This is a genomic window from Streptomyces spinosisporus (assembly GCF_022698145.1).
Classification (GTDB): Bacteria; Actinomycetota; Actinomycetes; order Streptomycetales; family Streptomycetaceae; genus Streptomyces; species Streptomyces spinosisporus.
The window spans coordinates 849,316-872,285 of the sequence record NZ_JALDAX010000001.1; the positions used below are offsets into that span (position 1 = coordinate 849,316).

Here is a 22,970-nt window from a genome sequence, read left to right on the forward strand (position 1 = left end):
ACCACTGACAATGGGGCGTCTGCCCTGCTCAGCGGGCCGCCGGGGCGGCTGCGCCCGCCCGCACCGGCGACCCGGCTCAACGGAGGCGAAACGTCCGCGAAATCCCTTGTGGAAAAGCGGTCCTACCCTGGACACCATGGCATGACGGCCGCTTCGGGGCGGCCATGGCACGGGGAGGCGAGTGCATGGCCGACATCCCGGAGCGGGGTCCGGTGCGCTCCGTACGGCTGCGTCCGGTGGCCGACGGGGAATTGGAGCTGAAGTACCGCGTGGTGCACGGCTACCGGCGTGCCTACCGCATGGCGGGCGAGGGCCCGGCGCTGGTGCTCATCCACGGCATCGGGGATTCCTCCGCGACCTGGGCGGAGCTGATCCCCCGTCTCGCCCGCACGCACACCGTGATCGCCCCCGACCTGCTCGGGCACGGCGCCTCCGACAAGCCGCGCGCCGACTACTCGGTGGCCGCGTACGCCAACGGCGTGCGCGACCTGCTCACCACCCTCGGCATCGAGTCGGCGACCCTGCTCGGCCACTCGCTGGGCGGGGGCGTCGCCATGCAGTTCGCCTACCAGTTCCCCGAGCGCACCGAGCGGCTCGTCCTGGTCGGCTCGGGCGGTGTCGGCCGCGAGGTCAACCCCGTCCTGCGCCTGGTCTCCCTGCCCGGCGCCCATCTGCTGCTGTCCGCCCTGCGGCTGCCGGGCATGCGGTTGCAGGTGAGCCTTACGGTCCTGCTGATGCGGCTGCTGGACACCGACCTCGGCCAGGACGCCCGCGAACTGCTCACCCTCGTCGACGCGTTGCCGGACGCGACCTCCCGCAACGCCTTCATCCGCACCCTGCGCGCGGTCGTCGACTGGCGCGGCCAGGTCGTCACCATGCTCGACCGGTGCTATCTGACCGAGGGCATGCCGACCATGCTGGTGTGGGGCGACCGCGACAGCGTGGTGCCCGTGCGGCACGCCTACGGCGCCCACGCGGCGATGCCGGGCAGCCGCCTGGAGATATTCGAGCAGGCCGGCCACTTCCCGTTCCACAGCGACCCCGCGCGTTTCGTCGCGCTGGTCGAGGACTTCACCGCGAGCACGGTCGCGGCCGACTGGAGCCGCGAGCGCTGGCGCGAACTCCTGATCGAGGGCTGCCCCGGCACCGGCACGGGCCGCCCGGACACCGCGCGCGTCCGTGAGGAGGAGAACCCGTTCAAGGAGGTGAGCGAACGCAGCGCGACGTGACCACGCTCAGCCCTGCGACCCCAGATACCCCAGCGACGCCTCGATCCGTCCCGCCAGCCGATCCCGCTGCACCGGCGCCCGGTGACCCGAACCGGCCAGCCACGTACGGCACTTGCTGGCCAGCAGCAGCCCGAAGCTCTCGGCCTCCTGTTCCTCGGCGAGGTCGAAGCGACTGCGGGCGACCACCTTGCGGACCGTGGCGCGCAGATCGGCGTCGTCGCTCATCAGCCGGGCCGCCACCTTCGTGCCCTCCACGTGATGGCCGCAGTGACCGGCCTTCATGTGCCACAGCTCGTGGCCGAGGATCACCAACTGGTGGTCCGGCGCCGTGCGTTCCTCGATCACGACGAGATCCTGGTCGGTCATGTCCAGCCACAACCCGCTCGCCGTCCCGGTCGGGAAGGGGACGGTGCGGAAGTGGACCGGCCGGCCGCGGCGTCTGCTCATCGACGAGCACAGCGCGCCGTAGAGGTCATCGGGGCGCGCGGGCGCTGCGAGCGTGAGCTCTCCGAGCAACTCCCCGCACAGGCGGCGCATTTCCTTTCCGATGCCCACAGCTCTCCCCAGGCTCACGACTCGGGCCGCTTGACGCTCTCCAGGAGCATGTCCAGCCACTCCGCCACCTTGTCGCGGTGCTGGTCGGTGGGCAACTGCGCGGCCCGCCAGGCGATCCCGCGGACCCCGTGGTCCTGCAGCAGCCGCTCCAGCGGGTCGGCGGCGGCAGCGGCCTCCCGCTCGGCGAGCTTGTGCAGGAGTTCCTGCTCGGTGCTCTGCAGGGCGCCCGTGAGGGCCTCGGGATCCTCGGCCGTGAGGAAGCCGGCGTGCACCCTGAAGAAGCGCTGGATGGCGTCGCAGTGCTCCATGGTGGGGCGCCGGTCGCCGTTGATGAGCGCGCCCGCCTGCTGGCGGGACATGCCCGCGCCGTCGGCGATCTCCTGCTGGGTGTACTTGCGCCCGTTGGGCTTGAGCCGGGTGCGGCGCAGCAGGTCCAGACGCTGCAGAAACCGTGCCTGCACATCGGGTTCGCCCGCCGGACGGCCGCTCAGCAGGGCTTGCACCACGGGCTCGGGGACACCCGAGGCGGCGGACAGCCGGGCGGTGTCGAAGACCTCCGAGTGGGAGACGCCGAGCCGGTCGGCGAGCGCGGTGACGCGAGCGACGACGGCCGGCAGCGCAGCGCTCGCCGCCGTGGTGCCCGGACCCTCGAGGCCTTCCGTCACCGGCAGATCTCCTACGTTTCGCACAGGCTTCTCACAAGCGGTCGCCGTGAACTCGACGGAGATTACCGGGTAGTTCGAACTCCCATCCAGGTGTCGCCACAACTGTGGCCAATTTCGGCCGTGAACCACCACGAAATGCCACGATAGTTGACACGAGTCGAGTCCGGGCCGCAGGATCAAGGCGCCGCGTGAAGGCCGCAGAGGCAAGAGGGGTGACCTCCCGATGGCATATCAGGCAGGTGGGCAGCGGTCGGCACCGCGGCCCGTCCCCGAGAGTCTCGACGCCCAGGCGTATCTGGAGGACTACGCGGTCCTCCTGGAGGCCGTCCCCTTTCCGTCCGTGGTCCTTGACCACCGCTGGGACGTCGTCCTGGCCAACAGTGCTTTCGCGTCACTTTTCCGCGAAATGGGGCAGCATCCCACGGCCATGCCGGGTGACAACTTCCTCAGGTTCGTGCTGTTCCACCCCGACGCGGCCACGGTCCTCGGCGAGCACGAGTCGAGCTGGTGCCTGCCCATGCTGGCGCACTTCGCGGCCGCCGTCGAGCGCTACGCCCACGACCACGGACTGCAGTCCATCCGCCGTGACATCGCCCAGGACCCGATCATGGAGGCCGCCTACCGCCAGGGCCTGCCGCACTGGATCCGCGCGGTGGGCGAACAGGCCGTGGTGCACGACGGCGCCGTACGCCCGCTGACCCACCCCGACCCGCGGTGGGGCGCCACCGACTGCCGCGTGGTGGACGAGACGCCGGGCACGCTGCGGGAGATGGGCTACACACGGCTCACCCTGATCCTGCGGGAGACCCGCCGCGAGCGGCCCCGGGCCCGCAGGGCGCGGCGCACGGCCGCGCATCTGACGGTGGTGCCGGCCACCGGAGTCTGAGCGGGGCGGCAGGCGCGGACCGGGGGAGCAGGGCCGCAGACACAGGGACGGCGCGCTCAGCCCTGCGAGGGCGAGATCACCAGCACGAGCGGGACATCCGGGCACGGGATCAGCCGCAGCCCGCGGAAGCGCACGGGCCGCGCCCGCTCCAGCACGGCCGCGAAGTCGGGCCCCTTGGTGAGGGATCCGGCGAGATGGGCGGGGTCGGCGGACGCCGTCACCCGGCCGCGCGCGTTCACCAGATGGGCCGGCCCCGGCAGCCCGCGCAGCATCGGCAGCACGGCCGCCTCGAAGTGCCGTAGATACACGTCGGCCGCGGCCACCCCGGCGAACCGGCCCTCCATCTGCACCGGCGCGGACAGCGTGAGGCTGTACTCGTCGGAGCAGAGGTAGTCGACGTACGGCCCGGCCACCGCGCGCTCGCCGGTGTCGCGGGGCAGGGCGAACCAGTCCCAGTGCGTGTAGTCCGCGTACGCCGACTGCGCGGGGTCCAGATCGAGCAGCAGCGGCCGTACGCCGCCGTCCGCGTCGCTCTGCCACCACTCCAGCCAGGCGGGTACGTCGCCGAGGAGCCCCGGTGCGGCCACGAAGCCGACGCCGGAGACCAACGCGTGGCGGGCCAGGCGCAGATGGAGTCCCGGTCGCAGGGCGGCGAGGTCCACGGTCGCGGGACGGCGGCCCTCGGCGGCCACCCGGGCCAGCAGCTGCGCGGTGTCCGCGCGGGTGGCGGCCACGGCGTCGAACACGCTCTCCAGAGCGGAGCGGACGCCCGCCGTGACCGACTTCTCCGGTGCCGTGCCGACGGCTGCCGTCGCGAGGCTCATCCGTGCCCTCCAACGGACGGGGACCGGGCACGGTGCGGCGCAGGGCCCGCGTCTAGAGCGTCAGGCGCAGCGCGACGAGCCGCGCCGTGGACTCCTGGACGCACCGCTCGGCCAGGTGCCTGGCCGTTTCCTGGATTCCATCCTGCACGGCCGAGATTACGGACCGGTGACGGTCTGCCACCTCTTCACGATATTCGTCGTCCCCGAGCACAAGACAGAGCACGGCGCCGATCTCGGTCTGCAGCGCGACCTGTTCCCGGGTCAGCCGGGCCGACTGTGCGGCGGCGGCCAGCTCCACATGGAAGCGGCCGTAGACCCGGCTGCGCGCCGCCGTGTCCGCCGCGAGGGTCAACTCCTCGGCCGTACGCCGCAGTTGGACGAGATCGTCGGGTTCCGTGCGCTCGGCGGCGAGGCGGGCCGCCGTGCCCGACAGGGCGGCCCAGTGATCGCCGAGGTCGCGCAGCTCCTCGGTGCTCCAGCCGCGCAGCCGGACCCTGAGGCGCTCCGCGCCGGGAACCTCGGGCGAGGAGACGAAGGAGCCGCCGCCGCGGCCCCGGCGGGTGGTGACCAGGCCCTGCTGGCGCAGCGCCATCAGCGCCTCCCGCAGCGTCACGGTGGACACGCCGAGCTGCCCGGCCAGCTCGCTCTCGCCGGGCAGTTGCTCCCCCTCGGCCAGCAGGCCGAGTTCGATGGCGTCGCCGATCCGGCGCACGACCGCGTCGACGCGCGCCCGGTTGTCCACCGGCGTGAAGACGGCTCTGCGGGCGCCACCGTTCATCTGCTGCTGCTTCACGGCCACCACCTTGTGCGTTGACTCAAGCTTTACCTTGAGGGGGACTTGAGCTTTGAACTATGACTTCATATCTTTCCGTGCAACGTACGAGAGCGCCAGAAAGGTTCCCTGCATGGAGGGAATTGCGATCCGGCTGCAGGATCTGCGGAAGTCGTTCGGCGAGACGACCGCCGTGGCCGGGGTCGACCTGGAGATCAGGGACGGGGAGTTCTTCTCGATGCTCGGACCCTCGGGCTCCGGCAAGACCACGGTCCTGCGGCTGATCGCCGGGTTCGAGACACCGACCGCGGGCGGCATCGAACTCGCCGGACAGGAGGTCACCGGCCTCGCACCCTTCGAGCGGGACGTGCACACCGTCTTCCAGGACTACGCCCTCTTCCCGCACATGACGGTCGAACAGAACGTCGCCTACGGCCTGAAGATCCGCAAGGTGCCCAAGGCCGAACGCCTGGTCCGCGCCCGCAAGGCCCTCGCCGAGGTACGCCTCGAAGGATTCGGCGCCCGGCGCCCCGCCCAGCTCTCCGGCGGCCAGCGCCAGCGCGTCGCCCTCGCCCGCGCCCTCGTCGGCCGCCCCCGCGTGCTGCTCCTCGACGAACCGCTCGGCGCCCTCGACCTCAAACTGCGCGAGCAGATGCAGGTCGAACTCAAGGAACTCCAACGCGAGGTCGGCATCACCTTCGTCTTCGTCACCCACGACCAGCAGGAAGCCCTGACGATGAGCGACCGCATCGCCGTCTTCGACCAGGGCCGCATCCAGCAGGTCGGCACCCCCGCCGAGATCTACGAACGCCCCGCCACCCCCTTCGTCGCCTCCTTCGTCGGCACCTCCAACCTGATCGAGGGCGAGTCCGCCCAACGCGTCGTCGGCGCCCCGGGCGTCTACAGCATCAGGCCCGAGAAGATCCGCGTACTGAAGGAGTCCGCGGAGTCCGACGAACCCGAACACGCCACCGCCACCGGCACCGTCGCCGAGGTCGTCTACCTGGGGGACACCACCCGATTCCTGGTCGACCTCGACGCCGGCGGCCGGCTCACCGCACTGCAGCAGAACCTCGAGACCTCCGCCGAGGACGTGGCCGCCTACCGCGGCACCAGGGTGCGCCTGCAATGGCACCACCGCCACACCGTCCGGGTCCCGGACACCCGCTGAACCCCCCACGTCAGCCGCCGAAGCCCCCACAGCCCAGGGAGAACGTCGTGCGTCTCACCCGAACCCTCAAGGCCGCCGCCTGCGCGGCCACGCTCGTCCTCGCCGCCGGTGCGTGCGGCTCCTCCGACTCCGGCGGCGGCTCGTCGTCCACCGGCCTCAACCCCCCCGATCTCAAGGCGCCCACGAAACTCGGCAAGACCGAGGGCCAGGTCAATCTGATCGCCTGGGCCGGCTATGTCGAGGACGGCTCCAACGACCCCAAGGTCGACTGGGTCAGCGACTTCGAGAAGCAGACCGGCTGCCAGGTCAACTCCAAGGTCGCGGCCAGCTCCGACGAGATGGTCAAGCTGATGAAGACCGGCGAGTACGACGCCGTCTCCGCCTCCGGCGACGCCTCCCTGCGCCTCATCGCCTCCGGCGACGCAACCCCCGTCAACACCAAGCTCGTGCCCAACTACAAGGACATCTTCGCCGGGTTGAAGAACGGCGACTGGAACTCCGTCGACGGCCAGATGTACGGCATCCCGCACGGCCGCGGCGCCAACCTGCTGATGTACAACACCCAGAAGGTCACCCCCGCCCCCACCTCCTGGGCGGCCGTCTTCGACGACGCCGCCAAGTACAAGGGCCACGTCACCGCGTACGACTCCCCGATCTACATCGCCGACGCCGCGCTGTATCTCAAGGCCACCAAGCCCGAGTTGAAGATCAAGGACCCCTACGCGCTCGACCAGAAGCAGTTCGACGCCGCCGTCGCCCTGCTGAAGAAGCAGAACGCGGACATCGGCGAGTACTGGAGCGACTACCTCAAGGAGGTCTCCGCCTTCAAGAGCGGCGACTCCGTGGTCGGCACCACCTGGCAGGTCATCGCCAACCTCACCGCCGACGAGGGTGCCAAGGTCAAGGCCTTCGTGCCCAAGGAGGGTTCGACCGGCTGGTCCGACACCTGGATGGTCTCCGCCAAGGCCAAGCACCCCAACTGCGCCTACAAATGGCTGGACTGGATCGTCTCGCCGAAGGTCAACGCCCAGGTCGCCGAGTACTTCGGCGAGGCGCCCGCCAACTCCAAGGCGTGCGACCTGACCAGCGACAAGAACTTCTGCACCACCTACCACGCCGCCGACGAGAACTACTGGAAGAACATCGCCTTCTGGAACACCCCCATCGAGCAGTGCCTCGACGGCCGCACGGACGTCAAGTGCGTCCCGTACGCCAAGTGGGTGCAGGCCTGGACCGAGATCAAGGGCTGAACACATGACCGTGGTTGCTGAGCGAGCCGGCGGACAGGGCACCGTCCGCCGGCTCGCCGGGGCGCTGCACCGCCGCCCCCGGCTCCGGCTGGCCCTGCTGCTGACCGCCCCGCTGCTGTGGCTGACCGTGCTCTACCTCGGCTCGCTGGCCGTCCTGTTCGTCTCCGCGTTCTGGACGACCAACTCCTTCACCTCCCAGGTGGTGAAGGTCTGGTCGACCGACAACTTCCACGAGCTGCTGACCACCCCCGTCTACCGGCAGGTGATCCTGCGCAGCATCGGCGTCGCGCTCGCGGTCACCGTCCTGTGCGCGGTCATCGCCTTCCCGCTCGCCTTCTACACCGCCCGCGTGGCCCGCCCGAAGTGGCGGCCCCTGCTCGTGGTCGCCATCCTCACGCCGTTGTGGGCCAGTTACCTGGTCAAGGTGTACGCCTGGCGGCTGATCCTCTCCGAGGGCGGACTCGCCGACTGGATGCTGAAGCCGTTCGGCGCGGGCGGACCCGGGTTCGGACTGCCGGCCACCGTGCTGACCCTGACGTACCTCTGGCTGCCGTACATGATCCTGCCGATCCACACGGCGCTGGAGCAGCTGCCCGCGAACCTCCTCGACGCCTCCGCGGACCTGGGCGCGCGCAGCTGGCGCACCTTCCGGTCGGTGGTGGTGCCGATGGTGCTGCCGTCCGTCGCCGCCGGATCGATCTTCACTTTCTCGCTCAGCCTCGGCGACTACATCACCGTGCAGATCGTCGGCGGCAAGACCCAGCTGATCGGCAACGTCGTCTACTCCAACATCGAACTCAACCTGCCCATGGCGGCGGCGCTCGGCACGGTGCCGGTCGTGGTCATCGTGGTGTATCTGCTGGCGATGCGCCGAACGGGCGCGCTCAGCAGTCTGTGAAGCGGGTGGTATGTCACATGGCACTCTCCCGATGGGCCCGCACAGCGCTCCGCCTCGCCGCCGCCCTCGGCTTCGCGGTGATCTACGTCCCGCTGCTGCTCGTCCTCGTCAACTCCCTGAACCCGGACCGCAGCGCGAGCTGGCCGCCGCCCGGCCTCACCCTGCACTGGTGGCACGTCGCCTGGCAGAACGCCGGCGCGCGCGAGGCGCTGTGGGTCTCGGTCAAGGCAGGCCTCGGCGCCACCGCCATCGCCCTGGTCCTCGGCACCCTCATCGCCTTCGCGGTCGCCCGGCATCGCTTCTTCGGCCGCGACACCATCTCCTTCGTGGTCGTCCTGCCGATCGCCCTGCCCGGCATCGTCACGGGCATCGCCCTCAACTCGGCCTTCGGGACAGTGCTGGAGCCGCTGGGCGTGGGCCTTGGCCTCTTCACCGTGATCGTCGGCCACGCCACCTTCTGCATCGTCGTCGTCTTCAACAACGTCGTGGCCCGGCTGCGCCGCACCGCCGGTTCCTATGAGGAAGCGGCGATGGACCTGGGCGCCGACACCTTCCGCGCCTTCGTGGACATCACCTTCCCGCTGGTGCGCTCGGCACTGTTCGCAGGCGGACTGCTCGCCTTCGCGCTCTCCTTCGACGAGATCGTGGTGACGACGTTCACGGCCGGTCCCGGCATCGAGACGCTGCCCATCTGGATCTTCAACAACATGACCAGACCGCAGCAGGCCCCGGTGGTGAACGTGGTGGCAGCCGTCCTCGTCCTGCTCTCCGTCATCCCGATCTACGTCGCCCAGAGGATGTCCTCGGATACGGCTACGGGGGGTCGGGTGTAGGGATCTGGGGGGAGTGTTCCGAGCTCTGTGGGCACCCGTTCCCGGGCCCTGTGGGCACCGTTCCCAAGTCCTGTGGGCACCGTTCCCATGCCCTGTGGTATGTGACATAGTACTGACCGTGACCCACCCACTGACCTGCGACGCCGTGGTCATCGGCGCCGGCATGACCGGCGCCGCCTGCGCCCTGTTCGCGGCCCGCGCCGGTCTGGACGTGACCGTCGTGGACCGCGGCCCGGTCGGCGGCGGTACGACCGGCGCCGGGGAGGGCAACATCCTCGTCTCCGACAAGGAACCGGGCCCCGAGCTGGACCTCGCGCTCCTCTCCACCCGCCTGTGGGGTGAACTGGCCGAGGAGTTCGGCCAGTTCATCCAGTACGAGGCCAAGGGCGGCGTCGTGGTGGCCACTTCACCGGGCGGCCTGACCGCACTCGAGCGCCTCGCCGTCGAGCAGCGTGCCGCCGGAGTCGTCGCCGAACCCGTCGACGGGGACGCCCTGTACGGCCTCGAACCCCACCTCGCACCCGGTCTGCCCGGAGCCGTGCACTATCCGCAGGACAGCCAGGTCATGCCCGCCCTCGCCGCCGCCCATCTGCTGCGGGCCGCGGGCGCGCGCCTGCTCACCGACCGCACCGTGACGGACGTCCTGCGCACCCCCGACGGGTCCGTGCTCGGCGTCCGTACCGACCGCGGCGACATCCACGCCCCGGCCCTCGTCAACGCGGCCGGAACCTGGGGCGGCGAGATCGCCGCCCTTGCCGAGGCGCACCTCCCCGTGCTGCCGCGCCGCGGCTTCGTCCTGGTCACCGAACCGCTGCCGCGCATGGTCCACCACAAGGTGTACGCCGCCGACTACGTGGCCGACGTGGCCAGCGACTCGGCCGCGCTGCAGACCTCGCCGGTCGTGGAGGGCACCGCCGCCGGGCCGGTCCTGATCGGCGCGAGCCGCGAACGGGTCGGCTTCGACCGGTCGTTCTCGCTGCCGGTGCTGCGCGCACTGGCGGCGGGCGCGACCCGCTTGTTCCCCTTCCTGGCCGGCGTCCGCGCCCTGCGCTCCTACGTCGGCTTCCGCCCCTACCTGCCCGACCACCTACCCGCCATCGGCCCGGACCCCCGCGTCCCCGGCCTCTTCCACGCCTGCGGCCACGAGGGCGCCGGCATCGGTCTGTCCACCGGCACCGGCCATCTGATCGCCCAGGCGCTGACCGCGAAGACACCCGATCTGGACCTGACGCCGTTCCGCCCCGACCGCTTCGCCGAGGAGGCCGCGTGAGCTCCCCGCTCGACCTGGCAGGCGCCCGCCCGGGCCCCGCCTTCACGGTCACGTTCGACGGCCGCGACATCGAGGCGCTGCCCGGCCAGACGGTCGCCGCCGCGCTCTGGGCGGCCGGCATCACCTCGTGGCGCACCACCCGGGGCGAGGGCCGCCCGCGCGGCGTCTTCTGCGGAATCGGAGTCTGCTTCGACTGCCTCGTGACCGTCAACGACCGCCCGGGACAACGGGCTTGCCTGCTTCCCCTGCAACCGGGCGACGCGATCCGCACCCAGGAAGGCACGGGCCACGATGACTGACCGGCCCCGTCTCGCCGTGATCGGCGCGGGACCCGCGGGACTCGCCGCGACCGTGGCCGCTGCCGCGCACGGGGTCCGCGTCACGCTGATCGACGCGGCTGCGCAGGCGGGCGCCCAGTTCTACCGGCAGCCCGCCGCCGCCCTGCGCGCGGGCCGCCCGCAGGCCCTGCACCACGACTGGCGGACCTGGCAGCGGCTGCGCGAGGCGCTCGACGCGCACGTGCGGGCAGGCGCCGTAGAGCACTTGACGGATCATCATGTCTGGTTGGTGGAGCGCGAGTCCGGCCGGTTCACCGTGCACGCCCTGCTCGGCCCCGAGGAGGAGGACGCGGTGGCCGTGAGCGCCGACGCCGTCGTCCTGGCCACCGGCGGATACGAGAAGGTGCTGCCCTTCCCCGGCTGGACGCTGCCCGGCGTCGTCACCGCGGGCGGGGCCCAGGCCATGCTCAAGGGCGCCCTCGTGGTGCCCGGCCGCACCGCCGTGGTCGCCGGGACCGGCCCGCTGCTGCTGCCCGTGGCGGTCGGGCTCGCGGCGGCGGGAGTCAAGGTCGCGGCGCTCGTCGAGTCGGCCGCCCCCCGGGCCTTCCTACGGCGCACCCGGGCACTGGCGGCCCAGCCGGGCAAGGTCGCCGAAGGCGCCGGATACGCGGCCCGATTGCTGCGACACCGGGTGCGAACGCTCGCCCGGCACACCGTCATTGAGGCGCACGGCATCGACCGGCTGGAGGCGGTGACCGTCGCCGCGCTCGACGGCGAGGGAGGGGTCAGGGCCGGCACCGAACGCCGTATCCCGTGCGACACCCTCGCCGTCGGGCACGGCATGCTCCCGCACACCGACCTCGCCGAGACCCTCGGCTGCCGCCTCGACGGCCTGCGCGTCCACGTCGACGGCGAACAGCGCACCGACGTACCCGGCGTCTGGGCCGCCGGTGAGGCCACCGGCATCGGCGGCTCGGCGCTCGCGCTGACCGAGGGGCATATCGCCGGACGCTCCGCCGCCGTACGCCTCACGGGCGGTACACCGGACCCGCAGGAGTGGGTCGCGGCCGCCAAGTCCCGTACGCGGCTGGGGGAGTTCGCCGCCGCGCTCGATGCCGTGTACGCCCCTCCCGCGAACTGGAGCGAGCAGGTCACCGACGACACCGTGGTGTGCCGCTGCGAGGAGGTCACCGCCGGCACGGTCCGCGAGGCCGTCGCGCAGCTCGGCGCCGGTGACCTGCGCACCGTGAAGCTGCTGACCAGGGCCGGCATGGGCTGGTGCCAGGGCCGGATCTGCGCACCCGGGGTCGTGGGCCTCGCGGGATGCGAACTCACCGCGTCCAGAAGGCCGTTCGCCCGTCCCGTACCGCTCGGCGTGCTCGCCGAGGAGCACTCGCAGTCGACGACCCGTGCGCACACTCACCCGACCGATGGAGGGCCCTCATGACCGACCACCGCCCCTGGCGCGGCGTCCTCGTCGCCACCGCGCTGCCGCTGAACGACGACCTCTCCGTGGACCACGGCAAGTACGCAGAGCACTGCGCCTGGCTCGTGGAGAACGGCTGCGACGGCGTCGTCCCCAACGGCTCGCTGGGGGAGTACCAGGTACTGACCCCCGAGGAGCGCGCCAAGGTCGTCGAGACGGCCGTCGCCGCGATCGGCGGTGAGCGTGTGATGCCCGGCGTCGCCGCCTACGGGTCCGCGGAGGCCCGCCGCTGGGCCGAGCAGGCCCGCGACGCCGGCTGCCACGCGGTGATGCTGCTGCCGCCCAACGCCTATCGCGCCGACGAGCGTTCGGTCCTCGCCCACTACGCGGAGGTCGCGAAGGCGGGTCTGCCGGTCGTGGCGTACAACAACCCGATCGACACCAAGGTCGACCTCGTGCCCGAACTCCTCGCGAAGCTGCACGGCGAGGGGCATATCCAGGGCGTCAAGGAGTTCTCCGGAGACGTCCGCCGCGCCTACCGGATCGCCGAACTCGCCCCGGAACTCGACCTGTTGATCGGCGCCGACGACGTACTGCTCGAACTCGCCATCGCCGGTGCGAAGGGCTGGGTGGCGGGCTACCCGAACGCGCTGCCCAGGTCGTGCGTCGAGCTGTACCGCGCGGCCGTCGCGGGGGAGCTGGACACCGCCAAGAAGCTGTACGAGCAGCTGCACCCGCTGCTGCGCTGGGACTCGAAGGTGGAGTTCGTACAGGCGATCAAGGTGTCGATGGACATCGTCGGGCGCTACGGCGGCCCGTGTCGTCCACCGCGGATGCCGCTGCTGCCCGAGCAGGAGGCCGTGGTGCGGGCCGCCACCGAGCAGGCCGTCGCGGCCGGACTGGCGTAGGCCATGCGCAGCAAACTGGTCCTGCACGCCGTGGACTCGCACACCGAGGGCATGCCGACCCGTGTGATCACCGGCGGCATCGGAGTCGTCCCCGGCGCCACGATGAACGAGCGGCGGCTGTACTTCCGCGAACACCGCGACGACATCAAGCAGTTGCTGATGAACGAGCCGCGCGGGCACTCCGCGATGAGCGGCGCGATCCTGCAGCCGCCGACCCGCCCCGACTGCGACTGGGGCGTCCTCTACATCGAGGTGTCCGGCTATCTGCCCATGTGCGGGCACGGCACGATCGGTGTCGCGACGGTGCTGGTGGAGACCGGCATGGTCGAGGTCGTCGAACCGGTCACCACCATCCGCCTGGACACCCCCGCCGGACTGGTGATCGCCGAGGTGGCGGTCCAGGACGGGGCGGCGAAGGCGGTGACGCTGCGGAACGTGCCGTCGTTCGCGGTCGCACTCGACCGGAAGGCCACGTTGGCTGACGGTCGGTCAGTAACATATGACATGGCATACGGCGGCAACTTCTACGCCATCCTCCCGCTGGACCAGCTCGGCCTCCCCTTCGACCGCTCCCGCAAGGACGACCTCCTCGCCGCCGGCCTGTCCCTCATGGACGCCATCAACGCCGTGGACGAGCCGGTCCACCCGGAGGATCCCTCCATCCGAGGCTGCCACCACGTCCACCTCCTCGCGCCCGGCTCGACCGCACGCCACTCACGCCACGCGATGGCGATCCACCCCGGCTGGTTCGACCGCTCGCCGTGCGGCACCGGGACGAGCGCGCGCATGGCCCAGCTGCACGCGCGCGGCCAACCCCCCCTGCACACCGAGTTCGTCAACGAGTCCTTCATCGGCACCCGCTTCACCGGCCGCCTGCTCGGCACGACCGAGGTCGCGGGCCGCCCGGCCGTGCTGCCCAGTTTCACGGGCCGCGCCTGGATCACGGGAACCGCGCAGTATCTGCTGGACCCGGAGGACCCCTTCCCCGCGGGCTTCGTGCTGTAGCCGCCTTCGATAGTGTCGGGCGACCCGAGGAGGACGATCACCATGGCCCCGCAGCGACGCCCCGCCCTGCCCCCGCTCGGCGGCAGGAAGCCCAACTTCCGCGAACGTACGGTGGATGTGCTGCGGGCCGCACTGATCGCCGGTGAACTGCGCCCGGGCGAGGTGTACTCGGCGCCCGGCCTCGCCCCGCGCCTCGGCGTCTCCGCGACCCCGGTGCGCGAGGCCATGCTCGAACTGGTCAAGGAGGGCATGGTCGACATCGTCCCGAACAAGGGCTTCAGGGTCACCGTCGTCTCCGACAAGCAGCTCGACGAGTACAAGCACGTACGGTCCCTGATCGAGATCCCGACGACTGTGGGCCTCGCGACCACCGCCGACCTCGACGCGCTGAGGGCGCTGCGGCCGCTCGCCATGGAGATCGTCAACGCGGCGGCCAAGGGCGACCTCATCGAGTACATCGGGGCCGACCTGAACTTCCACCTGAGTCTGCTGGCCCTCGCGGGCAACGACCATCTCGTGGAGGTCGTACGGGACCTGCGGCGCCGTTCGCGGCTGTACGGGCTGACCGCCCTGGTCGAGGCGGGCCGGCTGCAGGCCTCCGCCGAGGAGCACCTGGAACTCCTCGACGCGCTGCTCGCACGGGACCCGGAGCGCGTACGCGAGGTGATGACCAGGCACCTCGGGCACGTCCGCGGTCTGTGGGCGGCCCCCTGACCGGTCCACCGGCGCCGCCCGCGACGGCCTGCCCGACACCTCACCCGCCACCATTACGCAAGCAGTTTGCATTTCTTGCGCTATTCTTGCGCTCATGACGCGACGACTTGCTGAGGTGGCGAAGAAGGTCGGGGTCAGTGAGGCCACGGTCAGCCGGGTGCTCAACGGCAAACGCGGGGTCTCCGAGTCCACCCGGCAGGCGGTGCTCTCCGCCCTGGACGTGCTCGGCTACGAGCGGCCCACGCAGCTGCGCGGCGAGCGTGCGCGGCTCGTGGGCCTCGTCCTGCCCGAGCTGCAGAACCCGATCTTCCCGGCGTTCGCCGAGGTGATCGGCGGCGCCCTGGCCCAGCTCGGCCTCACCCCGGTGCTGTGCACCCAGACCAAGGGCGGCGTCTCCGAGGCCGACTACGTGGAGCTGCTGCTGCAGCAGCAGGTCTCCGGTGTCGTCTTCGCCGGCGGACTGTTCGCGCAGGCGGACGCCCCGCACGACCACTACCGGCTGCTCGGCGAGCGCAACATCCCGGTGGTGCTGGTCAACGCCTCCATCGACGACCTCGGGTTCCCGGGCGTGTCCTGCGACGACGCGGTGGCGGTGGAGCAGGCCTGGCGGCATCTGGCCTCGCTCGGGCACGAGCGGATCGGCCTGGTGCTCGGCCCTGCCGACCACATGCCCTCGGTGCGCAAGCTCGCCGCGGCCCGGGAGATGGGGGACCTCCCGGAGGAGTTCGTCGCCCGGACCATGTTCTCCATCGAGGGCGGTCACGCGGCGGCCTCCCGGCTCATCGACCGGGGCGTCACCGGCTTCATCTGTGCGAGCGACCCGCTCGCCCTCGGGGTGATCAGGGCCGCCCGGCGCAAGGGGCTCGGCGTCCCCGCGCAGGTCTCGGTCGTCGGTTACGACGACTCCGCGCTGATGAACTGCACCGAGCCCGCGCTGACGACCGTCCGCCAGCCCATCGAGGCGATGGGGAGGGCGGCCGTCGAGCTGCTGAACGCGCAGATCAACGGCAGTTCCGTAGCCGCGGAGGAGCTGTTGTTCGAGCCGGAGCTGGTGGTCAGGGGGTCGACCGCGCAGGCGCCTCGCAGCTGAGATCCATTCAGCTGTCGAATAATTTCAAATTGTGCGCGACATCTTGCGTTCGGATGTCGGCGGTGCTTGAGTGTGCGACGCCCACCGCTCCTGCCCAGAGGGGTCCACCGATGAGAAGCACCGGGTTCCGCCGTACCTTCGCCGCGCTCGGCGTCTGTTCGCTCGCTCTGACCGCGTCCGCCTGCGGATCGAGCGACGACGACTCCTCCAGCGGCAAAACGCGCATCACGGTCAACTGCGAGCCGCCCAAGAGCGCCAAGGTCGACCGGGGGTTCTTCGAGCAGGACGTCGCCGCCTTCGAGAAGAAGAACCCGGACATCGACGTCGTCGCGCACGACGCGTTCCCCTGCCAGGACCCGAAGACCTTCGACGCCAAGCTCGCCGGCGGCCAGATGGAGGACGTGTTCTACACGTACTTCACCGACGCCAAGCACGTCGTCGACATCAACCAGGCAGCCGATCTCACGCCGTACATCAAGGAGTTGAAGAGCTACGACACCATCCAGAAGCAGCTGCGCGACATCTACACCGTCGACGGGAAGATCTACGGCGTCCCGCGCACCGGCTACTCGATGGGTCTGATCTACAACCGCAAGCTCTTCGAGAAGGCCGGACTCGACCCGGACAAGGCGCCCACCACCTGGGAGGAGGTCCGCGCCGACGCCAAGAAGATCGCGGCCCTCGGCGGCGGCACCGTCGGCTACGCCGACTACAGCGCCCAGAACCAAGGGGGTTGGCACTTCACCGCCGAGATGTACTCCCAGGGCGGCGACGTCGTCAGCGCCGACGGCAAGAAGGCCTCCGTCGACACCCCCGAGGGCCACGCCGTCCTGCAGAATCTGCACGACATGCGCTGGAGCGACAACTCGATGGGCAGCAAACAGCTCCTCGTCATCAACGACGTGCAGCAGATGATGGGTTCGGGCAAGCTCGGCATGTACCTCTCCGCCCCCGACAACATCCCGATCCTGGTGAAGGAGAAGGGCGGCAACTACAAGGACCTGGCGCTCGCCCCGATGCCCGGCGGCAAGGGCACGCTCATCGGCGGCGACGGCTACATGTTCAACAAGCACGACACGCCCGCCCAGATCCGCGCCGGCCTGAAGTGGCTCGACCACATGTTCCTCACCCCCGGATCGGGCTTCCTCGGCGACTACGCCCGCGCCAAGAAGAACGACGCCCCCGTCGGACTGCCCGAGCCGCGCCTGTTCACCGGCGCCGCCGACGCCAAGGACCAGCAGGTCAAGAAGGCCAACGCCAATGTGCCGGTGGAGAACTACCAGACCTTCCTCGACGGCAACCAGCAGCTCCAGATGAAGATCGAGCCGCCGAACGCGCAGCAGATCTACTCCGTCCTCGACGGCACCGTCTCCGCCGTCCTCACCAAGAAGGACGCGAACATCGACCAGCTGCTCAAGGAAGCCTCCGGCAAGATCGACAGCATCCTGGCGCGGGGTTGAGCATGACGAAGACGGCCGAGCGGCGACCGGTCGGCAAGGTCGCCGTACGCCCGGTGCAGGCGCCGCCCCCGGCAGGGGACCGGAGGCGGCGCCGCCTCGCCGACCAGGCCCGCGCCTACGGCTTCCTGCTGGGCGGTCTGATCTGCTTCGCCCTGTTCTCCTGGTACCCGGCGATCCGCGCCGTCGTGATCGCCTTCCAGAAGTACACGCCGGGCTCCTCGCCCGAGTGGGTCGGCACCGCCAACTTCACCCGCGTCTGGCACGATCCGGAGTTCTCCGCGGCCTGGCGCAACACCCTGACCTTCACCCTGCTCGCCCTGCTGATCGGCTTCGCGATCCCCTTCGTGATGGCCCTGGTCCTCAACGAACTCCGGCACGCCAAGGCCTTCTTCCGGGTCGTGGTCTACCTCCCGGTGATGATCCCGCCGGTGGTCAGCGCCCTGCTGTGGAAGTGGTTCTACGACCCCGGCGCGGGCCTGGCCAACGAGGCGCTGCGCTTTCTGCACCTGCCCACCTCGAACTGGTCCAACGGCGCCGACACCGCCCTCATCTCCCTGGTGATCGTGGCCACGTGGGCCAACATGGGCGGCACCGTCCTGATCTACCTCGCCGCCCTGCAGTCGATCCCCGGCGAGCTGTACGAGGCCGCCGAACTCGACGGGGCCAACCTGCTCCAGCGCATCCGGCACGTGACGATCCCGCAGACCCGGTTCGTCATCCTGATGCTGATGCTCCTTCAGATCATCGCCACGATGCAGATCTTCACCGAACCGTTCGTGATCACGGGCGGCGGCCCGGAGAACGCCACGGTCACCGTGCTCTACCTGATCTACAAGTACGCCTTCCTCTACAACGACTTCGGCGGCGCCTGCGCGCTCAGCGTGATGCTCCTCGTGCTGCTCGGCGCCTTCTCCGCCGTTTATCTGCGGCTCACCCGCTCCGGAGAGGAGGACGCATGAGCGCCACCCGCACCCTGGTCTCCCCGGCGACGCTGGCCCGCCCGCGCGGCAAGGCCCTCTACTGGACCGTCTTCACCGCCGTCGTCCTGCTCTTCGCCTTCGCCTTCCTCTTCCCCGTGTACTGGATGGTGACCGGCGCCCTGAAGTCACCGGACGAGATCGCGCAGACACCGCCCACCCTCGTGCCGAAGCAGTGGCACCTCGGCGGCTACACCGACGCCTGGGACCTGATGCAGCTGCCCCAGCACCTGTGGAACACCGTGGTCCAGGCGGCCGGCGCCTGGGCGTTCCAGATCGTGTTCTGCACGGCCGCCGCCTACGCCCTGTCCAAGCTCAAGCCGGCCTTCGGCAAGGTGATCCTCGGCGGTATCCTCGCCACGCTGATGGTCCCGGCGCAGGCCCTGGTCGTCCCCAAGTACCTGACCGTGGCCGACCTGCCGTTCATCCACACCAGCCTGCTCAACGACCCGCTGGCCATCTGGCTGCCGGCCGTCGCCAACGCCTTCAACCTCTATCTGCTCAAGCGGTTCTTCGACCAGCTTCCCCGCGACGTGCTGGAGGCCGCCGAGATGGACGGCGCCGGAAAGCTGCGCACGCTCTGGTCGATCGTGCTGCCCATGTCGCGGCCGGTCCTCGGAGTCGTGTCGATCTTCGCCCTGGTGGCCGTCTGGCAGGACTTCCTGTGGCCGCTGATGGTCTTCTCCGACACCGGCAAGCAGCCGATCAGCGTGGCACTGGTCCAGCTGTCGCAGAACATCCAGCTCACCGTGCTCATCGCCGCGATGGTCATCGCCAGCATCCCGATGGTCGCGCTGTTCCTGGTCTTCCAGCGGCACATCATCGCCGGGATCAGCGCGGGCAGCACGAAGGGCTGACGCCCTCCCTTCGACAGAAAGGCATGCACAGTGGGACAGCCCTCCCCTGCCCAGAAGGACCAACCCGTCGACGCTCGGGGCGACAAGGACTGGTGGCGCTCCGCCGTCATCTACCAGGTCTACGTCCGCAGCTTCGCCGATGCCGACGGCGACGGCACCGGTGACCTCGCGGGCGTCCGCTCCCGGCTGCCGTATCTCGCCGAACTCGGCGTAGACGCCCTGTGGTTCACCCCCTGGTATCTGTCACCGATGAAGGACGGCGGCTACGACGTCGCCGACTACCGCGCCATCGACCCGTCGTTCGGGACGCTCGCCGAGGCGGAGAAGCTCATCGCGGAGGCCCGCGAGCTGGGCATCCGCACCATCGTCGACATCGTGCCCAACCATGTCTCCGACCAGCACCCGTGGTTCAGGGCCGCGCTCGCGGCCGGGCCCGGCAGCCCCGAGCGCGAGATGTTCCACTTCCGGCCCGGACGCGGAGCGCACGGCCAACTCCCGCCCAACGACTGGCCGTCGCAGTTCGTCGGCTCCACCGAACCGGTGTGGACGCGGCTGCCCGACGGCGACTGGTATCTGCATCTGTTCACGCCCGAGCAGCCCGACCTCAACTGGGCCCACCCGGCCGTGCGCCAGGAGCACGAGGACATCCTGCGGTTCTGGTTCGAGCGGGGCGTGGCGGGCGTCCGCATCGACTCGGCGGCACTGCTCGCCAAGGACCCCGAACTGCCCGACTTCATCGAGGGCGTGGACCGCAACCCCTTCGTCGACCGCGACGAACTCCACGACATCTACCGCTCCTGGCGGGCCGTCGCCGACGAGTACGACGGGGTGTTCGTCGGCGAGGTGTGGCTGCCCGACGCCGAGCGCTTCGCCCGCTATCTGCGCCCCGACGAGCTGCACACGGCCTTCAACTTCTCCTTCCTGTCCTGCCCTTGGGACGCGGGCAGGCTCCGTACGTCGATCGACACGACGCTCGCCGAGCACGCCCCGGTGGGGGCGCCGGCCACCTGGGTGCTGTGCAACCACGACGTCACCCGGACCGTCACCCGCTACGGCCGCGCCGACACCGGGTTCGACTTCGCGGCCAAGGCCTTCGGCACCCCGACCGACCTGGACCTCGGCACCCGGCGCGCCCGCGCCGCCGCCCTGCTCTCGCTCGCCCTGCCCGGCGCCGTCTACCTCTACCAGGGCGAGGAGCTCGGCCTGCCCGAGGCGGACATCCCGCGCGAGCGCATCGAGGACCCGATGTACTTCCGCTCCGGCGGCACCGACCCCGGCCGCGACGGCTGCCGGGTCCCCCTGCCGTGGTCCGCGGAGGCGCCGTACGCCGGTTTCGGCTCCCGTCAGGAGCCGTGGCTGCCGCAGCCCGCCGGCTGGTCCGCGTACGCCGCCGACCGCCAGGCCGCCGACCCCGCCTCGATGCTCACCCTCTACCGCGAGGGCATCCGGCTGCGCCCCCTCTTCGGCACCGGCCCGCTCACCTGGCTGCCCGCACCCGAGGGCGTCCTCGCCTTCGGCCGGGCCGGCGCCCTGTGCGTGGTGAACCTCGCCGACACCCCCGCCGAGCTGCCCGCCCACACCGAACTCCTCCTCGGCAGCGGCCCCTTGGACGCCGAGGGACGGCTGCCGAAGGACACCGCGGTCTGGCTGCGCAGCTGAGCCCGCACCGCATCCGTACCGCTATCCCCGCACCCCCACCTCGAAGGGATCAGCACATGCACAGAACTGTCAGGGGCATGCCCGCCGCCATGGTGGTGGCCCTCTCCGCCGGACTGCTCACCGCGACCGCCCCCGCCGCCCACGCGGCAGCGGGCGCGAGTCTGCCCTTCACCTCCGTGGAGGCCGAGTCCGCCACCACCACCGGCACGAAGATCGGCCCCGACTACACCCAGGGCACCGTCGCCTCCGAGGCGTCCGGACGCCAGGCCGTGCGCCTGAACTCCGGGCAGCGCGTGGAGTTCACGGTGCCGCGGGCGAGCAACGCGGTGAACGTCTCCTACAACGTCCCCGACGGCCAGTCGGGCTCGCTGAATGTGTACGTCAACGGCACCAAGCTCGCCAAGACGCTGCCGGTGACGTCGAAGTACTCGTACGTCGACACCGGTTGGATCGCCGGCGCCAAGACGCACCACTTCTTCGACAACGCCCGCATGCTGCTCGGGCAGAGCGTCCAGGCGGGCGACAAGGTCGCCTTCGAGTCCACCGGCACCCAAGTCACCGTAGACGTCGCGGACTTCGAGCAGGTCGGCGGGGAAGCCGGCCAGCCCGCGGGCTCGGTCTCGGTCACCTCCAAGGGCGCCGATCCGAGTGGGAACGGCGACTCCACCCAGGCCTTCCGGGACGCGATCGCCGCCGCGCAGGGGGGAGTGGTGTGGATCCCGCCGGGCGACTACAAGCTGACGTCCTCGCTCAGCGGCGTCCAGAACGTCACGCTGCAGGGTGCGGGCAGCTGGTACTCGGTCGTGCACACCTCCCGCTTCATCGACCAGTCCAGCTCCTCCGCCTCCGTGCACCTCAAGGACTTCGCGGTGCTCGGCGAGGTCACCGAGCGCGTCGACTCCAACCCGGACAACTTCGTCAACGGCTCGCTCGGACCGAACAGTTCGGTCTCCGGGATGTGGCTCCAGCACCTGAAGGTCGGCCTGTGGCTGACGGGCAACAACGACAACCTCGTCGTCGAGAACAACCGCATCCTCGACACCACCGCCGACGGCCTCAACCTCAACGGCAACGCCCACGGGGTCCGCGTCCGCAACAACTTCCTGCGCAACCAGGGCGACGACTCGCTCGCCATGTGGTCCCTCAACGGCGCGGACAGCAACAGCAGCTTCGAGAACAACACCATCTCGCAGCCCAACCTCGCCAACGGCATCGCCATCTACGGCGGCACCGACATCACCGTCAGCGACAACCTGGTCTCCGACACCAACGCCCTCGGCAGCGGCATCGCGATCTCCAACCAGAAGTTCCTCGACCCCTTCTCCCCGCTGTCCGGCACCATCACGGTCTCCGGGAACACGCTCGTGCGCACCGGCGCGATGAACCCCAACTGGAACCACCCGATGGGCGCGCTGCGCGTCGACTCCTACGACAGCGCGGTGAACGCCACCGTCAACATCACCGACACGACGATCACCGACAGCCCCTACGGCGCCTTCGAGTTCGTCTCCGGCGGCGGACACGGCTACTCGACCGGCAACGTCAACGTCAGCGGGGCGACGGTGAAGAACACCGGCACGGTCGTCGTCCAGGCGGAGACCCAGGGCACGGCGAAGTTCAGCAACGTCCAGGCCACTGGGGTCGGCGCGGCCGGCATCTACAACTGCCCCTACCCGTCCGGCTCCGGCACCTTCACCATCAACGACGGCGGCGGCAACTCCGGCTGGAGCAGCACCTGGAGCGACTGCTCGACGTGGCCGCAGCCCGGCCAGGGCAACACCGACCCCGACCCGAACCGCAACCTCGCCAAGGGCCGCCCGGCCACCGCGACCGGCTCGCAGGACGTCTACACCCCGGGCAAGGCGGTCGACGGCGACGCCAACACCTACTGGGAGTCGACCAACAACGCCTTCCCGCAGTCCCTGACGGTCGACCTCGGCTCCGCGCAGGCCGTACGCAAGCTGACGCTGAAGCTCCCGCCGTCGTCCGCCTGGGGCGCGCGCACCCAGACCGTCACCGTGCTGGGCAGCACCGACGGCTCGAACTACTCGACCGTCGTCGGCTCCACCGGGTACCGCTTCGACCCGGCCACCGGCAACACGGCCACCGTCTCCCTCCCGGCCGGCACCAACCTGCGGTACCTGCGCCTGACGGTCACGGCCAACACCGGCTGGCCGGCCGCGCAGTTCAGCGAGGTGGAGGCGTACGTGACGAGCTGAGGCGGTGTGAGGCGGTTCTGACAG

General features: G+C 70.5%; 22 protein-coding genes. 18 read left to right on the top strand and 4 right to left on the bottom strand.

What is annotated here, in order from left to right; all coding sequences use genetic code 11:
* Positions 1-185: 185 nt before the first annotated feature.
* Positions 186-1,229 carry an alpha/beta fold hydrolase gene (locus MQN93_RS03605; RefSeq protein ID WP_242708242.1) on the top strand — a complete coding sequence of 348 codons (1,044 nt, stop codon included), beginning with the start codon at positions 186-188 and terminating at the stop codon, positions 1,227-1,229.
* A gap of 6 nt (positions 1,230-1,235) precedes the next feature.
* On the opposite strand, the gene MQN93_RS03610 is transcribed toward MQN93_RS03605, so the two are convergent.
* Positions 1,236-1,784 carry a toxin-antitoxin system, toxin component gene (locus tag MQN93_RS03610; protein WP_242708243.1) on the bottom strand — a complete coding sequence of 183 codons (549 nt, stop codon included), beginning with the start codon at positions 1,782-1,784 and terminating at the stop codon, positions 1,236-1,238.
* Positions 1,785-1,798: 14 nt separating this feature from the next.
* Positions 1,799-2,449 carry a helix-turn-helix domain-containing protein gene (locus MQN93_RS03615; RefSeq protein ID WP_242708244.1) on the bottom strand — a complete coding sequence of 217 codons (651 nt, stop codon included), beginning with the start codon at positions 2,447-2,449 and terminating at the stop codon, positions 1,799-1,801.
* Between the two features lie 223 nt (positions 2,450-2,672).
* On the opposite strand from MQN93_RS03615, the gene MQN93_RS03620 reads away from it, so the two are divergent.
* Entirely contained in the window at positions 2,673-3,335 is a 663-nt protein-coding gene (locus tag MQN93_RS03620) for an MmyB family transcriptional regulator (protein ID WP_016431519.1), read from the top strand.
* 56 nt (positions 3,336-3,391) lie between these two features.
* Here the strand turns inward: MQN93_RS03620 and MQN93_RS03625 are convergent, their stop codons facing one another.
* Positions 3,392-4,159 (bottom strand): cache domain-containing protein, encoded by a 768-nt coding sequence (locus MQN93_RS03625; protein ID WP_016431518.1) that lies wholly within the window; start codon positions 4,157-4,159, stop codon positions 3,392-3,394.
* A gap of 52 nt (positions 4,160-4,211) precedes the next feature.
* On the bottom strand, positions 4,212-4,937 hold the full coding sequence (locus MQN93_RS03630) for a FadR/GntR family transcriptional regulator (protein ID WP_078516531.1): 726 nt from the start codon (positions 4,935-4,937) through the stop codon (positions 4,212-4,214).
* Positions 4,938-5,064: 127 nt separating this feature from the next.
* On the opposite strand from MQN93_RS03630, the gene MQN93_RS03635 reads away from it, so the two are divergent.
* From MQN93_RS03635 to MQN93_RS03710, 16 genes are all read left to right on the top strand, one after another.
* On the top strand, positions 5,065-6,102 hold the full coding sequence (locus MQN93_RS03635) for an ABC transporter ATP-binding protein (RefSeq protein ID WP_242708245.1): 1,038 nt from the start codon (positions 5,065-5,067) through the stop codon (positions 6,100-6,102).
* A 47-nt stretch (positions 6,103-6,149) separates the two neighbouring features.
* Positions 6,150-7,352 (top strand): ABC transporter substrate-binding protein, encoded by a 1,203-nt coding sequence (locus tag MQN93_RS03640; protein ID WP_242708246.1) that lies wholly within the window; start codon positions 6,150-6,152, stop codon positions 7,350-7,352.
* Positions 7,353-7,356: 4 nt separating this feature from the next.
* A complete protein-coding gene (locus tag MQN93_RS03645; RefSeq protein ID WP_016431514.1) occupies positions 7,357-8,250 on the top strand; it encodes an ABC transporter permease in 894 nt (297 codons plus the stop codon).
* Between the two features lie 17 nt (positions 8,251-8,267).
* A complete protein-coding gene (locus tag MQN93_RS03650) occupies positions 8,268-9,083 on the top strand; it encodes an ABC transporter permease (protein ID WP_016431513.1) in 816 nt (271 codons plus the stop codon).
* 118 nt (positions 9,084-9,201) lie between these two features.
* Entirely contained in the window at positions 9,202-10,353 is a 1,152-nt protein-coding gene (locus MQN93_RS03655; RefSeq protein WP_242708247.1) for an NAD(P)/FAD-dependent oxidoreductase, read from the top strand.
* Positions 10,350-10,652: a (2Fe-2S)-binding protein gene (locus MQN93_RS03660; protein WP_242708248.1), complete on the top strand. Its 303-nt coding sequence runs from the start codon at positions 10,350-10,352 to the stop codon at positions 10,650-10,652. Before MQN93_RS03655 ends, MQN93_RS03660 begins: the two co-directional genes overlap by 4 nt.
* Positions 10,645-12,078 (top strand): FAD/NAD(P)-dependent oxidoreductase, encoded by a 1,434-nt coding sequence (locus MQN93_RS03665; RefSeq protein ID WP_242708249.1) that lies wholly within the window; start codon positions 10,645-10,647, stop codon positions 12,076-12,078. The genes MQN93_RS03660 and MQN93_RS03665 overlap by 8 nt, the downstream gene beginning before the upstream one ends.
* Positions 12,075-12,965 carry a dihydrodipicolinate synthase family protein gene (locus MQN93_RS03670; protein ID WP_016431509.1) on the top strand — a complete coding sequence of 297 codons (891 nt, stop codon included), beginning with the start codon at positions 12,075-12,077 and terminating at the stop codon, positions 12,963-12,965. The genes MQN93_RS03665 and MQN93_RS03670 overlap by 4 nt, the downstream gene beginning before the upstream one ends.
* Positions 12,966-12,968: 3 nt before the next feature.
* Entirely contained in the window at positions 12,969-13,970 is a 1,002-nt protein-coding gene (locus MQN93_RS03675; RefSeq protein WP_242708250.1) for a proline racemase family protein, read from the top strand.
* A 42-nt stretch (positions 13,971-14,012) separates the two neighbouring features.
* A complete protein-coding gene (locus MQN93_RS03680; RefSeq protein ID WP_242708251.1) occupies positions 14,013-14,684 on the top strand; it encodes a GntR family transcriptional regulator in 672 nt (223 codons plus the stop codon).
* 94 nt (positions 14,685-14,778) lie between these two features.
* Complete coding sequence (locus tag MQN93_RS03685; RefSeq protein ID WP_242708252.1) at positions 14,779-15,774, top strand: LacI family DNA-binding transcriptional regulator; 996 nt, start codon at positions 14,779-14,781, stop codon at positions 15,772-15,774.
* Positions 15,775-15,884: 110 nt separating this feature from the next.
* Positions 15,885-17,234 carry an ABC transporter substrate-binding protein gene (locus tag MQN93_RS03690; protein WP_242708253.1) on the top strand — a complete coding sequence of 450 codons (1,350 nt, stop codon included), beginning with the start codon at positions 15,885-15,887 and terminating at the stop codon, positions 17,232-17,234.
* 2 nt (positions 17,235-17,236) lie between these two features.
* Entirely contained in the window at positions 17,237-18,193 is a 957-nt protein-coding gene (locus MQN93_RS03695; protein WP_016431504.1) for a carbohydrate ABC transporter permease, read from the top strand.
* Positions 18,190-19,068: a carbohydrate ABC transporter permease gene (locus MQN93_RS03700; protein WP_242708254.1), complete on the top strand. Its 879-nt coding sequence runs from the start codon at positions 18,190-18,192 to the stop codon at positions 19,066-19,068. Before MQN93_RS03695 ends, MQN93_RS03700 begins: the two co-directional genes overlap by 4 nt.
* A 30-nt stretch (positions 19,069-19,098) precedes the next feature.
* Positions 19,099-20,727, top strand: coding sequence for a glycoside hydrolase family 13 protein (locus tag MQN93_RS03705; RefSeq protein ID WP_242708255.1), 1,629 nt, complete (start codon positions 19,099-19,101; stop codon positions 20,725-20,727).
* A gap of 56 nt (positions 20,728-20,783) precedes the next feature.
* Positions 20,784-22,946: a discoidin domain-containing protein gene (locus MQN93_RS03710; protein WP_242708256.1), complete on the top strand. Its 2,163-nt coding sequence runs from the start codon at positions 20,784-20,786 to the stop codon at positions 22,944-22,946.
* Positions 22,947-22,970 lie beyond the last annotated feature (24 nt).

Coding starts and splice junctions, on each gene's coding strand:
- MQN93_RS03670 (WP_016431509.1), top strand. CDS start 12,075: ATGACCGACCACCGCCCCTGGCGCGGCGTCCTCGTCGCCACCGCGCTG.
- MQN93_RS03675 (WP_242708250.1), top strand. CDS start 12,969: ATGCGCAGCAAACTGGTCCTGCACGCCGTGGACTCGCACACCGAGGGC.
- MQN93_RS03710 (WP_242708256.1), top strand. CDS start 20,784: ATGCACAGAACTGTCAGGGGCATGCCCGCCGCCATGGTGGTGGCCCTC.
- MQN93_RS03690 (WP_242708253.1), top strand. CDS start 15,885: ATGAGAAGCACCGGGTTCCGCCGTACCTTCGCCGCGCTCGGCGTCTGT.
- MQN93_RS03605 (WP_242708242.1), top strand. CDS start 186: ATGGCCGACATCCCGGAGCGGGGTCCGGTGCGCTCCGTACGGCTGCGT.
- MQN93_RS03620 (WP_016431519.1), top strand. CDS start 2,673: ATGGCATATCAGGCAGGTGGGCAGCGGTCGGCACCGCGGCCCGTCCCC.
- MQN93_RS03700 (WP_242708254.1), top strand. CDS start 18,190: ATGAGCGCCACCCGCACCCTGGTCTCCCCGGCGACGCTGGCCCGCCCG.
- MQN93_RS03630 (WP_078516531.1), bottom strand. CDS start 4,937: ATGAACGGTGGCGCCCGCAGAGCCGTCTTCACGCCGGTGGACAACCGG.
- MQN93_RS03650 (WP_016431513.1), top strand. CDS start 8,268: ATGGCACTCTCCCGATGGGCCCGCACAGCGCTCCGCCTCGCCGCCGCC.
- MQN93_RS03665 (WP_242708249.1), top strand. CDS start 10,645: ATGACTGACCGGCCCCGTCTCGCCGTGATCGGCGCGGGACCCGCGGGA.
- MQN93_RS03625 (WP_016431518.1), bottom strand. CDS start 4,159: ATGAGCCTCGCGACGGCAGCCGTCGGCACGGCACCGGAGAAGTCGGTC.
- MQN93_RS03645 (WP_016431514.1), top strand. CDS start 7,357: ATGACCGTGGTTGCTGAGCGAGCCGGCGGACAGGGCACCGTCCGCCGG.
- MQN93_RS03685 (WP_242708252.1), top strand. CDS start 14,779: ATGACGCGACGACTTGCTGAGGTGGCGAAGAAGGTCGGGGTCAGTGAG.
- MQN93_RS03680 (WP_242708251.1), top strand. CDS start 14,013: ATGGCCCCGCAGCGACGCCCCGCCCTGCCCCCGCTCGGCGGCAGGAAG.
- MQN93_RS03695 (WP_016431504.1), top strand. CDS start 17,237: ATGACGAAGACGGCCGAGCGGCGACCGGTCGGCAAGGTCGCCGTACGC.
- MQN93_RS03635 (WP_242708245.1), top strand. CDS start 5,065: ATGGAGGGAATTGCGATCCGGCTGCAGGATCTGCGGAAGTCGTTCGGC.